Annotated in this window: 12 protein-coding genes and 1 pseudogene; 8 read left to right on the forward strand and 5 right to left on the reverse strand. The window is 42.6% G+C overall.

The window, feature by feature from the left end:
• Positions 1–159: 159 nt before the first annotated feature.
• Positions 160–426: a TIGR02450 family Trp-rich protein gene (locus tag GLO7428_RS06665; RefSeq protein ID WP_015187801.1), complete on the reverse strand. Its 267-nt coding sequence runs from the start codon at positions 424–426 to the stop codon at positions 160–162.
• Positions 427–698: 272 nt separating this feature from the next.
• On the opposite strand from GLO7428_RS06665, the pseudogene GLO7428_RS06670 reads away from it, so the two are divergent.
• Positions 699–1,133: pseudogene (locus tag GLO7428_RS06670) on the forward strand (Clp protease N-terminal domain-containing protein); the annotation flags it as partial.
• 300 nt (positions 1,134–1,433) lie between these two features.
• Positions 1,434–4,052, forward strand: coding sequence for an ATP-dependent chaperone ClpB (gene clpB, locus GLO7428_RS06675; protein WP_015187803.1), 2,619 nt, complete (start codon positions 1,434–1,436; stop codon positions 4,050–4,052).
• 191 nt (positions 4,053–4,243) lie between these two features.
• Here the strand turns inward: clpB and GLO7428_RS06680 are convergent, their stop codons facing one another.
• Positions 4,244–4,792 (reverse strand): SRPBCC family protein, encoded by a 549-nt coding sequence (locus tag GLO7428_RS06680; protein ID WP_015187804.1) that lies wholly within the window; start codon positions 4,790–4,792, stop codon positions 4,244–4,246.
• A 385-nt stretch (positions 4,793–5,177) separates the two neighbouring features.
• Between GLO7428_RS06680 and GLO7428_RS26505 the strand changes: the two genes are divergently transcribed.
• Together GLO7428_RS26505 and GLO7428_RS06685 are read left to right on the forward strand one after the other, a co-directional pair.
• Complete coding sequence (locus tag GLO7428_RS26505) at positions 5,178–5,363, forward strand: hypothetical protein (RefSeq protein WP_015187805.1); 186 nt, start codon at positions 5,178–5,180, stop codon at positions 5,361–5,363.
• Between the two features lie 223 nt (positions 5,364–5,586).
• Positions 5,587–6,378, forward strand: a complete 792-nt coding sequence (locus GLO7428_RS06685) for a ChaB family protein (protein WP_015187806.1) — start codon at positions 5,587–5,589, stop codon at positions 6,376–6,378.
• A gap of 402 nt (positions 6,379–6,780) precedes the next feature.
• Here the strand turns inward: GLO7428_RS06685 and GLO7428_RS06690 are convergent, their stop codons facing one another.
• Together GLO7428_RS06690 and GLO7428_RS06695 are read right to left on the reverse strand one after the other, a co-directional pair.
• Positions 6,781–7,167 carry a type II toxin-antitoxin system VapC family toxin gene (locus GLO7428_RS06690; RefSeq protein ID WP_015187807.1) on the reverse strand — a complete coding sequence of 129 codons (387 nt, stop codon included), beginning with the start codon at positions 7,165–7,167 and terminating at the stop codon, positions 6,781–6,783.
• A complete protein-coding gene (locus tag GLO7428_RS06695) occupies positions 7,157–7,420 on the reverse strand; it encodes an AbrB/MazE/SpoVT family DNA-binding domain-containing protein (RefSeq protein WP_015187808.1) in 264 nt (87 codons plus the stop codon). Before GLO7428_RS06695 ends, GLO7428_RS06690 begins: the two co-directional genes overlap by 11 nt.
• A 93-nt stretch (positions 7,421–7,513) precedes the next feature.
• Between GLO7428_RS06695 and GLO7428_RS06700 the strand changes: the two genes are divergently transcribed.
• The 4 genes from GLO7428_RS06700 (at position 7,514) to GLO7428_RS06715 (ending at position 11,176) form a co-directional block, all read left to right on the forward strand.
• Positions 7,514–8,038, forward strand: a complete 525-nt coding sequence (locus GLO7428_RS06700) for a GNAT family N-acetyltransferase (RefSeq protein ID WP_196797469.1) — start codon at positions 7,514–7,516, stop codon at positions 8,036–8,038.
• A gap of 48 nt (positions 8,039–8,086) precedes the next feature.
• Complete coding sequence (locus tag GLO7428_RS06705; RefSeq protein ID WP_015187810.1) at positions 8,087–9,319, forward strand: NAD(P)/FAD-dependent oxidoreductase; 1,233 nt, start codon at positions 8,087–8,089, stop codon at positions 9,317–9,319.
• 101 nt (positions 9,320–9,420) lie between these two features.
• Positions 9,421–10,470 (forward strand): UDP-3-O-(3-hydroxymyristoyl)glucosamine N-acyltransferase, encoded by a 1,050-nt coding sequence (gene lpxD, locus GLO7428_RS06710; protein WP_015187811.1) that lies wholly within the window; start codon positions 9,421–9,423, stop codon positions 10,468–10,470.
• Positions 10,471–10,660: 190 nt separating this feature from the next.
• On the forward strand, positions 10,661–11,176 hold the full coding sequence (locus GLO7428_RS06715) for an Hsp20/alpha crystallin family protein (RefSeq protein WP_015187812.1): 516 nt from the start codon (positions 10,661–10,663) through the stop codon (positions 11,174–11,176).
• A gap of 384 nt (positions 11,177–11,560) precedes the next feature.
• On the opposite strand, the gene GLO7428_RS06720 is transcribed toward GLO7428_RS06715, so the two are convergent.
• Positions 11,561–12,463 (reverse strand): CoB--CoM heterodisulfide reductase iron-sulfur subunit B family protein, encoded by a 903-nt coding sequence (locus GLO7428_RS06720; RefSeq protein ID WP_015187813.1) that lies wholly within the window; start codon positions 12,461–12,463, stop codon positions 11,561–11,563.
• Between the last annotated feature and the right edge of the window lie 115 nt (positions 12,464–12,578).

Here is a 12,578-nt window from a genome sequence, read left to right on the forward strand (position 1 = left end):
AAAATTAAGTTTTACTTTATACAATATCAGCAAGCTACAAACAAAAGCAATCTAAGGCTTTGCTCTGAAAGATATATCGTAAAAATGTCAATATCCTAGTAATATTTTGTAACTCACAAAACTAACAATTCAAAACCGCAATATTACGTATGTCATTACTCAATACTCGCCCGTCGCAAGTTCATTAAGTTCAGCAAGATCTTTTAAGGATTGCCAGCCAGCTTGCCACTGCGAACGGTCTTTAAGTAATTTAGCATTCAGCCAAAACCGCACATTAGGGTCACACGCTGCAACCATTTCTGCGAACAACCACTTACCCTCATTTTTGCGATTAACCACCACAAAATGACGCCAGCCATCGACTTTTTGCTGTGCAGTCCACTTTGAGCCAACTAAATAAGGAAACTTCTGCTTTTTTTTAGCCATGAGAGGAGGAAGGAGAGTGAGGAGTGAGGGGTGTAGGGCTTTGCCTTTATCGCAGAGTAGGGTGAGGAAAAAGTAGTCGAAACTTTTCTTCTACGCTGATTTTGCACCACGTACAAACTAGATGATTGCAACCGGAGATTCTAGGATACCTCATCGAACGAAAATACCCACGCAGAAATGCAACACCGATCCAAGCGATAGTCAGCTTCTTTCTACAATGACCTGTAGAGATAGCAGTTAGCAAAACTTCAACTAATGACAGGGAATAAGCTATGTATGAACGTTTTACGGAAGAAGCGTGTAAGGTAATTATGCTAGCTGAGGAGGAGGCACGCTGTTTAGGGCGGACTTCTATCGGAACTGGGCACATACTTCTAGCCCTCATTAGACAAGGAAGTGGCAATACTACCGAAGTATTAAACCAACTAGGTGTAAACCTTACAGAAACTCGGATAGAGGTTGAAAAAATTACTGGCTTTGGTTCTGGAGCGACAATCGATGAAATTTTTGAATTTACACCAAAAGTCATTCGTGTTCTAGAGCTATCTTCTAAAGAAGCTTCGCAACTTGGATGCAAGTTCATTAGTACTGAGCATCTTTTACTAGCTCTCATCCAAGAAAAAGAAAGCGTAGCAGTTAGAGTGCTAAAAAGCTTAGGAATCGAACTTTCGCAAGTCCGAATACAAGTAATTCACAAAATAAATGAATAATTCTCTAGATCTCTATATTAGATTATTAAATATAGATGCATGAGCAATAATTAGGGTTCTGTTACAAGCAGTTTTAATAGTCCAATAGAAGTATTAATGCAACCAGAAATTCTAGGATACCCTATTAGAACGGAAATACCCACGCAGAAATGCGTGAACACCGATCCAAGCACTCCTTAGCTTCTTTCTACAATGACTTGTAGGGATAGCAGTTAGCCAAACTTCTACAATTAATCACTCTGTGCTCTCTGCGTCTCTGTGGTTGAATCACACCAGCACTCAGAGGGAATTCAGAATATGCAACCAACAAATCCAAATCAGTTTACCGAAAAAGCGTGGGAAGCGATCGCCCACACGCCAGATATCGTCAAAGCCGCACAACAGCAGCAGATCGAAAGCGAACACTTAATGAAAGCGCTGCTCGAACAAGACGGCTTAGCGAGTAGTATCTTAACAAAAGCCGGAGTTAACGTTCAGAAAGTCCGAGAACGCGCCGAACAATTTATTCAACGTCAACCGAAAGTTTCCGGTAGTGGAAGTTCCGTATATTTAGGACGTAGCTTAGATACACTACTTGACCGCGCCGAAAACTATCGTAAAGAATTAGCCGATGAATATATTTCAATCGAACACTTATTATTAGCCTACGTAAACGACGATCGCTTCGGGAAAAGCCTATTTCAAGAATTTGGTTTAGACGAAGCAAAACTCAGGGGTATCATTAAACAAGTTCGAGGAAGTCAGAGAGTGACTGACCAAAATCCAGAAGGCAAATACGAATCACTAGAAAAATACGGGCGCGACCTCACCGAAGCCGCGCGTCAAGGTAAACTTGACCCAGTGATTGGGCGCGATGATGAAATCCGCCGCACAATTCAAATTCTTTCCCGCCGTACTAAAAATAACCCTGTCTTAATTGGCGAACCTGGTGTCGGTAAAACCGCGATCGCTGAAGGACTTGCACAACGAATTGTTGCAGGTGATGTCCCGCAATCGCTCAAAGACCGTAAACTCATTGCCTTAGATATGGGCGCATTAATCGCGGGTGCAAAGTTTCGCGGTGAATTTGAGGAACGTCTTAAAGCCGTACTCAAAGAAGTTACCGAGTCGCAAGGTAAAATTATTCTCTTCATCGATGAGATTCACACCGTTGTTGGTGCGGGGGCAACGCAAGGCGCAATGGACGCAGGAAACTTGCTTAAACCAATGCTCGCACGCGGTGAGTTGCGGTGTATCGGTGCGACAACGTTAGATGAATACCGCAAATACATTGAAAAAGACGCAGCGTTAGAACGCCGTTTCCAGCAAGTTTATGTCGATCAACCTTCAGTAGAAGACACAATTTCGATTTTACGCGGACTCAAAGAGCGCTATGAAGTCCATCACGGGGTAAAAATTTCTGATAGTGCGGTAGTTGCAGCTGCAACACTGTCGAGTCGTTATATTAGCGATCGCTTCCTACCAGATAAAGCGATTGACTTGGTAGACGAAGCCGCCGCACGGTTGAAAATGGAAATTACTTCTAAACCCGAAGAACTCGATGAGATTGATCGCAAGATTCTCCAACTCGAAATGGAGAAACTATCCCTCCAAAAAGAAAGCGATCCAGCTTCTAGAGAACGCTTAGAAAGACTCGAAAAAGAACTTGCAGATCTCAAAGAACAACAACGCGCCCTCAACGCACAATGGCAGTCTGAAAAAGATGTTATTAATCAAATTCAGGCAATAAAAGAAGAAATCGACCGCGTTAACGTCGAGATTCAGCAAGCCGAACGTGACTACGACCTCAACAAAGCAGCAGAGTTGAAGTATGGTAAGCTAACAGATTTACATCGTCAGCTAGAAGAAGCCGAAACAAAACTCGCACAAACTCAAACGACAGGTCAATCGCTGTTGCGCGAAGAAGTCACCGAAGCGGATATTGCGGAAATTATCTCGAAGTGGACAGGAATTCCGATTAGCAAGTTGGTGGAATCGGAAAAAGAGAAACTGCTACATTTAGAAGATGAACTTCACCGGCGCGTGATTGGACAAAACGAAGCAGTAACAGCCGTTGCGGATGCAATTGCGCGATCGCGTGCAGGATTAGCCGATCCCAATCGTCCAACGGCAAGTTTTATCTTCCTAGGTCCCACAGGCGTTGGTAAAACTGAACTTGCCAAAGCATTAGCGGCGTATTTATTCGATACCGAAGAAGCAATGGTACGAATCGATATGTCGGAATACATGGAGAAACACGCGGTTTCGCGCTTAATCGGTGCGCCTCCAGGATATGTCGGTTACGACGAAGGCGGTCAGTTAACCGAAGCAATTCGCCGTCGTCCTTATGCGGTGGTTCTCTTCGATGAAATCGAAAAAGCCCACCCTGACGTGTTCAACGTCATGCTGCAAATTCTCGATGATGGACGTGTTACCGATGCGCAAGGTCATACGGTAGACTTCAAGAACACGATCATTATCATGACGAGTAACATCGGTTCGCAGTACATCTTAGATATTGCTGGCGATGACTCGCGTTATGAAGAGATGCGCAGTCGGGTGATGGATGCTATGCGTAATAGTTTCCGTCCAGAATTTCTTAACCGCATTGATGAAATTATTATCTTCCATGCGCTGCAAAAACAAGAACTACGCCACATTGTACAACTGCAAGTTCAAAGACTCGAAAAGCGGCTGGCAGAGCGTAAGATGTCGCTGAAACTCTCTAATGCAGCCCTTGACTTTTTAGCTGAAGTAGGCTACGATCCTGTATTTGGTGCAAGACCGCTAAAACGGGCGATTCAGCGCGAGTTAGAAACTCAAATTGCTAAATCAATCTTGCGCGGTGAATTCAACGACGGTGACACTATCTATGTCGATGTCGAAAACGAACGTCTGGCATTTAAGCGTTTACCCGTTGAATTACTCACAATGTAATGTATGGTAGGGGTCAGAGGTCAGAATTAAAAGTTAGTTGAATCAATGGTTCTGAGCTTCCATACCTTTGCTCTAATCTTTGACTCTGATCTTCCCTAGATCCCTTACACTTACCTACGGGTAGCCTTATTTATATAATTTTTACCGTGACGGGCAAGGCATTGCCTTGCCCCTCTGATCCCTGAACTCTCTTATCTACCACAGATCATTCGCCGCATTTGCCGCATATTTTCTGGTAACTCTAGATGCATTGCTTGTTGAATGAACATCGTTGGTATCGGAAGGTTAGGTGTCGCTTGTACTGCATACGTCAACACTGTACCAACACCGCAATCTTGTAATTGCAATTCCGCAGTAAAATCGTTAAACGTCCCTTGCTCTAAGCGAAACTGAATTCGCTGCTGTAGAACTTCAATGACGTTGAGATAAACCTCAACTTGCGCGGTAAATAGAAAGAAGGCTTTTTTCGCAACTTGATATAAGCGCTTGGTTTCACCACGCTGTAAAACTTCGCTTTTAATCACATCAGGAAAGTATTGCACCCAGCGCGGATAATCAGTAATTTGCTGCCAAACTTGCGATCGCTTTAGTGGTAAGTACATCGAAGCCGTTACCGCGCCACCCCATGCGGAATGCGATCGCGTTTCTACTAAAATTTCACCTTGCAAAAGTGCTGTTTGCTGAACTTGACTCCAGGAACACGAAGACTCGACTAAATTGGATACAGAAAGTGTATTCATCTGACTTCAGCTACTCCTCAACACCTAACAAATAATCTAAGTATTTATACTTAGTTGATTCTCGTTTACAGCAGTTGCTCATACTGCCCAATTTACCTACAGAAATATAAAGAAATAGTAAAGACAGTGTAAAGGTTCAGAGAAATTACAGCAATTTGACTGAGACATCAGAAATCTGGAAATTTCAACTCTAATAAATCACAGATTTCCAAATTTAGCCACTCTAGAAAATGTTATAAAGTATACAAAACTGTCAGTAACATCCAGCAAAAAATAGCACGGTGGCTCATTTTAACGATCGGTGTGTAAAGATATAATATAGTGAATAAAATTAACTCATAACTCAAAACTAAAATTTTAAAGTAAGTATATTTAAGAGAAAAAAGTGAGTCGAACTCGTCGCCATCGTAACATTCGCGCTGCACAACTATTTGTCATCTTCGCAGGAATTACAATTCTTGTTTGGGTTCTCCGAGGATTAGGAATTTTAACATTTCTTCCTGGGGGAATCCTTTGGATATTAATTCTGTTATCGGTCATCACTGGAATTTGGAGCCGATTTCAAAGATAATATTGTTTATTAGAAGTGTTCAGCCAATACATAATTTTTATTAGCTTTAACTCGCACAAGCGCGATATTTCTTTTTAAAAGAAAAGAGGAAATTAGCCTTTTTTATATAGAATTTTGCATAGATGTAGCACAAGGCACAGCAGAAGAATCAATCTTATGGACGAAGATGTTGAATGCAGTCACTGATATCCTTCGTGATTAGTCGGAAACACAAGGGAAAAATATGACTGCAACTGATACAAGTATGACGCAGGCTAATGCTGCTGAGTTTCGCAGCGTTTCTGCGATCTTCAAAGATCGCGAACAAATTGATGGTGTCATTCGTCGCTTACTCGACCGAGGAATTTCACGCGACGATATATCAGTCATCGGAAAAAACTTCCACTCTGAAACTAAAATTGCTGGTTTTATTACTAAAAAAGATGTGATACTCGGTGGATTGAAACAAGGAGCAATCTTTGGCTCGATCTTTGGTTCGGCGTTAGCTTTATTAACAGGAGTCGGTGTACTATTTGTACCGTTTATTGGTACTTTAGTTGCCGCAGGACCATTGGGCGCGGCTTTGTTAGGTGCTGCGGGTGGTGCGATCGCAGGGAGCGCGGGTGCGGGTTTAGTATCTGCATTAGTGACACTAGGAATGCCAGAAGAAAAAGCCGCTGTCTATCAAACTCGCATCGAAGCCGGTGACTTTTTGGTAGCGGTAGAAGTCCCCGCCGACAAAACAGGTGAAATTCAATTACTGCTTGAAAGCGCAGGTGGTGAAGAAACGCACGTTAATGAAAAAGCCTTACCCCGCAGACGCACAGGACAAATTGAAAGTGCAGCAGACTTATCGCCAGAAGTGCGATCGCACCTCTCAGAAGATGCACAGCGCGCGTTTATTGCCAACTATAACAAAGCGTTATCAGAAACAGGTGACGAAGAAAAAGCAGAACATCATGCTTGGGATGCAGTTTGCGAACAATACGAGCAAGATGAAAATGGCATTTGGTCTAAAGCAAAAGCAAGTATCTAGCGACTGTTCTTTTACTTTTAGTAGTTAATTAACTAAAAGCCTCTGAAATGAATCAGGGGCTTTTGATGTTTTTGCATTATAGCAGGGGTCAGGAATCAGAGGTCTGAGGTCAGAGATCAGTAAACAGTGAACAGTTGACAGTGAAAAAAGTGTGGGAAGACTTTGTCAACTGTCAACTTAGCGTGTTCGATGTCCTGAGCATCCCTTGAATTGCTATATCACATCTTGATGAAGCTTGGCGAATGAATTCGCAGCTTAAAAACGAAGTCCACGGAGGTGGACTTAATTCATAGTGTGCCTGCGTACACTTTGTCATGTAGCCCCGACTTCAGTCTTGGGCATATCTGTAATTCATGCAAGAAGTCTAATATTTTGAAACGTACGTGAATCTACACTTAAATATTAGGGCTGCTGAACTTTACACTGTGTTAGTCCTTTAGCTCGATTCGCAAACTTAGCGTCAAATGTGTAAAGTACAGAACAGCTTTGACTTTGTGACAAATGAAGTGCATCAGCAAAATCCAAACCATTCTCGTACCACTGCAAAGCTTGCGCTATTAAAGTTGCGTTTGTCAGATGAATATTAGGCAAACCGAGAAGGTTCCTAAATGCTTGGCAAATTTCACTAGGTTTGAAATTGTAAGCAAAACGTAATACCCATTCAGTTTCGAGTAGGACTGTATCTGGAACAAAGATGTCTTGTTCCTGAAATATTTGAAGGCTTTTATCGTATTGCTGTTGATCATCTTGGATTAAGAGACGTACAACAATGTTTGTATCAACTGCGATCGTGACATTGTTGCATCACTCCTTGGCGAATTACATCTTCTAGCTCATCGAGACTTTTCGGTTTTCCCTGATAGCTTAAACAGCCTGCAACCTGCGCTAAAGTTGTTTCCGCAAAAGGTTTTTTAGGTTTCAGGAGAATACCATCGCCGACATCAATCGCAATTAGTTCTTGACCAACTTCCCAATGATGAGCAGCACGTAAGGCTTTTGGAATGATCACTTGCCCTTTACTTGACAAACGAGTGACTTGCATCAAATTTAGCGACGAAATAGTAAGAAATATGTAAGAATTCTAGCATGAGCATCTCGAAAATCGTTGCAACAATCGACATTAGAGACGAGTAGATTGAATCTACGTTCACTAACCCAGGCAGATATACCCTCAATACAGCGCTGCGCCAGTGTTCGGGCGATCGCCGATACAATGATCTCTATTCCTCATCCCTATCCTGAGGGCGAAGCTGAGCGGTATGTGTTAAGACGACTTGCAGAATTTGAGGCGGGGCTTTCGGTTTCATTTATCATTGAGCGCAAATTTGAACCAGCATTTTGTGGAGCGATCGAGATTCGCGATATTGAGTCGGAACATTCTCAAGCCGAATTAAGTTTTTGGTTAGCGGTTGAGATGTGGGGAAAAGGATACATGAGCGAAGCATTACAACCCATACTCCGCTTCGGATTTGAAGATTTAGCACTCAATAGGCTCTACGCCTATCACATGGTGAGAAACCCAGGTTCAGGCAGAGTATTGCAGAAAAATGGATTTGTACAAGAAGGAGTGTTACGCCAGCGAGTTCGCAAGTGGGGAATGTTTGAAGATGTCAAGTTATGGGCAATTGTACATAGCGACTGGCAAGAGGCAGCAGCATAACGCTAGGTTGATATGTAGAAGGTAGATTTATAGGAAATTTTAGGTAAATTGCAACCGTTAATTGTTGTTATTGGAGGAGGCGCGGCAGGTTTCTTTGGTGCGATCGCGGCAGCACAAGCGCATCCTCATACGCAAGTGATCATTTTAGAAGCAAGTCACCAACCATTAGCTAAAGTCCGCGTTTCTGGCGGCGGGAGATGTAATGTTACCCATGCGTGTTTTGAACCAACCGCCTTAGTACAAAATTATCCGAGAGGTGGTAAAGCCTTGCGTGGGGCATTTACGCGATTTCAAAGCCGCGATACTGTTAATTGGTTCGCCGCACAAGGAGTAAAACTCAAAACTGAACCTGATGGCAGAATGTTTCCACTCACCGATGACTCGGCGACGATTGTTGATTGTTTAAGGGAAAAGGCAATCGCTTTAGGAATCAAAATTCGTATAGGCGCAGCGGTTGTTGCTGTCAAGGCACTTGATGGCACAACTTCCAGATTTGCAATTCAACTGAAATCAAAAGAAGTGATAACGTGCGATCGCGTATTACTCGCAACAGGTAGTAACAAAGTCGGTCATCAAATCGCTGCGTCTTTAGGACACCACATTGAATCGCCTGTACCATCGCTGTTTACATTTAATATTCTCGATCAAGATCTGCGCGAATTAGCTGGAGTCAGTGTCGATAGCGTCCGGTTAAAGTTAACCGTTGGTAGCCATAAACTCGAACAAACAGGTCCATTGCTGATAACCCACTGGGGCTTAAGTGGTCCTGCGGTTCTCAAACTTTCTGCATGGGGGGCGCGGGTACTTTATGACGCGAAATATCATGCAACTCTAACAATCAACTGGCTTCCACAATGTAACCCTGAAGATATCCGCCAAAAATTGCTTGCTGTTAAAACCGAATGGGCAAAACGGGCGATCGCGAGTAACTGTCCTGTTGAATTACCGCGTCGTCTATGGCAGTATTTAGTATCGCGGATTAATCTTGGCAGCGAAGACCGTTGGTCGGGAATATCGCATAAAAGCTTAAATCGACTCGTCCAAGAACTGACACAAGGACAATACTTGATTCAAGGGAAGGGAGTTTTCAAAGAAGAATTTGTCACCTGCGGTGGCGTCAGTCTCAAAGAAGTCAACTTTAAAACGATGGAAAGTCGGCTGTGTCAGGGACTTTACTTTGCTGGCGAAATCCTTGATATTGATGGCGTTACCGGAGGATTTAACTTTCAAAGTGCTTGGACAACGGCTTGGTTGGCGGGTCAAGCAATGGGAGTCGTCTAGGAATTATTTTTGAGTTTTAAGTTTTGATACGATTCATTCGCCGATCTCTGACCTCCGACCTCTGACCTCTACATTAGTTTTTGAAACTATAAAAGTCAAAGATGAAATTTAGCGAAGTTGTTGAAAAACTCGGTGAAGCTGCTGCCAATAATAGCCTTAGTTTCGATAAAGATTGCGACCCTGACCTTCCTAGATTAGCACCAGTTGAAGAAGCTACAACGGGAACTTTGAGCTATATCGAAGGTGCCAAATTTGCCTCGTACGTTGCGACAACTGGTGCTAGTGCGTTAATTTTGCCGCAAGATGAAGCTCTACAAACACAAGCACAATCACGGGGTATCGCTTGGATTACAACCTCCCAACCACGCTTACTTTTTGCACAAGCGATCGCACTTTACTATCAACCGTTTCACCCTGCGCCTGAAATTCATCCGAGTGCAGTGATTCATCCTTCCGTAAAACTTGGTGAAGACATATATATTGGCGCGCACGTTGTTATTCAAGCAGGTGTTAATATTGGCGATCGCGTCTGCATTCATCCCAACGTTGTTATTTACCCAGAAGTTCAAATCGGCGATCGCACGATTCTTCATGCGAATTGTACAATTCACGAGCGCAGCCAGATTGGTGCTGGGTGTGTCATTCATAGCGGTGCAGTTATTGGTGCAGAAGGATTTGGTTTTGTTCCTTCACCGACAGGTTGGGTAAAGATGGAACAATCGGGCTACGCCGTATTAGAAGATGGTGTAGAAATTGGCTGCAATAGCACGATCGATCGCCCCGCAGTGGGAGAAACACGCATTGGTAAAAATACAAAAATTGACAATTTAGTACAAATTGGTCATGGTTGCCAAGTAGGTGCAAATTGTGCCTTTGCTGCGCACGTTGGTTTAGCTGGTGGTGTGAAAATTGGCAATCAAGTTATTCTTGCAGGTCAAGTAGGAATTGCCAATCAGGTAAAAGTTGGCGATGGGGCGGTTGCTTCTGCTAAAGCTGGTGTTCACAGTGATGTTCAACCTGGAACAATTGTTTCTGGGAATCCTGCCATACCACACAAAACTTTTCTCAAAGCATCTGCTGTCTACACGCGTTTACCAGAAATTTATCAAACTCTCAAGCAGTTGCAACGCAGTTTGAGCAGAAAAGAATAAATGTACTATTAGTCCGACAAGATAAGTAGGGTTATCCGCACTCGTTCATTTTTTATTTAGTTAATATAGAAGTAAAGGTGCAAGCAGAAAGTATCGAACGCACCATTTTTCTCCTTTTGTATTGAACAGTTCATTGTTGAGTGACAAATTAATTCAGCCGCTGGCGCTGAGTTGTGGAGGTGACTTAACTATGGCATTAGTACATTGGCAACCATTTCAAGAAATTAATGCTTTGCGGCGTCAAATGGACCGGATGTTTGACGAAATTGCAGGATTTAATCGAGAACTAAAAGCAAACTGGATGCCTGCAATTGAAATGCAAGATCGTGAAGACCATATTATCTTGCGTGCTGAAATTCCAGGAATAGACGCTAAAGATCTTGATGTGCAAGTAGCCCGTGATACAGTCACAATTTCGGGTGAAACTCGTCAAGAACAGCAAACAGAAGACCGCGGATTCTGGCATTCTGAATTTCGTTATGGTAAGTTTCAAAGGACGATTCCATTACCAGTAGCTGTTGAAAACGAACACGTAGAAGCAAGCTACAAAGACGGAATTTTAACTTTGACGCTACCCAAGGTCGCTGAAGCAATCAACCGTGTTGTACACATCAACTTGACAGGAGATAAAGAAGCGATCGCCGGTTCTGACTCAACTCATACACTAGATATAACAACTGAATCTGAGGCTCAAAATAATAGTTAGCTTAATTCAGTAATAGTACCAATTATCTAGCCAAGGTACTGTCACTATTTGATTAAAGAAAATTGCTGAGTAGTTATTATATTCGTGATTTACTCAGCATTTTTTTGTCATAAAAATTGCTACTAAAAACTTTATTAATTATACCATTTCACCCAATAAAAACTACAAATCATTTCTCCTCTGCTCCCTCTGCTCCCTATTTGTAGTAACTTCAAAATGAAATGGTATTAAACCTCCTACGCAAATACTTAAAACTGTCATGTTGAGCAAAACAAAAATTTTCTAAGATTTTACTCTGCGGTAACACTGCGCAAACACTCGCCTACGTTTTGTTCAGGATCGCACTCATATTTTTTATACTTTATACAAGAGGTTTATTCAAAATTAAAAGCCTAATTTTTCTAATAAAGGACGTGTGGAGACAATGTGTTTTTCTAAACCTAATTCTTTAGGTTCAATACCCAATGATAAAGCAATTAATTGCGGTAGGTGTAATACAGGTAAACCCAGTTTTTTACCAATGACTTTTTCAACTTCGGGTTGACGCGAATCAAGATTAAGATGACATAAAGGACACGGTGTCACTATACAATCTGCACCAGATGCCAGGGCTTCTTGAATATGCATTCCTGCCATTTTAAACGCTTGGGTCGTAGCATAGCTAGAAAGCGGCCAACCACAGCACTGAGTTCGTCCACGGTAGTAGATCGGTGTTGCGCCGATCGCCCGAAAGATATTTTCCATGGCTTGCGGATTATAAGGGTCATCGTAAGGCATTGATTTTTGGGCACGGAGTAAATAGCAACCATAAAACGCCGCGCACTTGATATTACTTAAGCGTCGCGACACGCGCTTTTCGATTTCATCTATCCCGTAATCGGAAACAAGCGCATAAAGCAGGTGTTTAACCGTAGTGCTACCGCGATAAGGTAGACAGCCTTGTTGCGTCAATAAGTCGTTGACTTGTTCGAGGTAAGCGGGTTGAGTTTGCTGAAACTCTTTTAAACGTTCATCAACATGACCAATCACACCTTGACAGGTGCTGCAATGTGTTAGTAGAGGAAGGTTTAATTCTTCAGCTAGCGCGATATTACGCGCGTTAACGGTGTCTTCTAGCAAAAGCGAATCTTCTTTGAATGTGCCAGAACCGCAACACGCAGCTTTTTTGAGTTCGATCAGTTCAATATCTAAGGCTTGAGTTAAAGCTTGCGTAGATTGATAAAGTTCTCGACAGGCACCTTGTGCAACACAGCCAGGGAAGTAGGCGTATTTTAGATGAAAAGACATAAAAAATTAAGAGCTAGAGGCTAAAAATTAGGAAATAAACCGCTGCTTTTCTATCGTAACCCCTAAGCTTTTAGTCGTTAGTTCCTGATTAGTCGCTAGTGACAGTAGGAAAACA

This window comes from Gloeocapsa sp. PCC 7428 (assembly GCF_000317555.1).
Taxonomy (GTDB): Bacteria; Cyanobacteriota; Cyanobacteriia; order Cyanobacteriales; family Chroococcidiopsidaceae; genus Chroogloeocystis.

Excerpts from the sequence above, each read along its gene's own strand:
- GLO7428_RS06665 (WP_015187801.1), bottom strand. The coding sequence starts at position 426 with ATGGCTAAAAAAAAGCAGAAGTTTCCTTATTTAGTTGGCTCAAAGTGG.
- clpB (WP_015187803.1), top strand. The coding sequence starts at position 1,434 with ATGCAACCAACAAATCCAAATCAGTTTACCGAAAAAGCGTGGGAAGCG.
- GLO7428_RS06680 (WP_015187804.1), bottom strand. The coding sequence starts at position 4,792 with ATGAATACACTTTCTGTATCCAATTTAGTCGAGTCTTCGTGTTCCTGG.
- GLO7428_RS06685 (WP_015187806.1), top strand. The coding sequence starts at position 5,587 with ATGACTGCAACTGATACAAGTATGACGCAGGCTAATGCTGCTGAGTTT.
- GLO7428_RS06695 (WP_015187808.1), bottom strand. The coding sequence starts at position 7,420 with ATGCAAGTCACTCGTTTGTCAAGTAAAGGGCAAGTGATCATTCCAAAA.
- lpxD (WP_015187811.1), top strand. The coding sequence starts at position 9,421 with ATGAAATTTAGCGAAGTTGTTGAAAAACTCGGTGAAGCTGCTGCCAAT.
- GLO7428_RS06715 (WP_015187812.1), top strand. The coding sequence starts at position 10,661 with ATGGCATTAGTACATTGGCAACCATTTCAAGAAATTAATGCTTTGCGG.
- GLO7428_RS06720 (WP_015187813.1), bottom strand. The coding sequence starts at position 12,463 with ATGTCTTTTCATCTAAAATACGCCTACTTCCCTGGCTGTGTTGCACAA.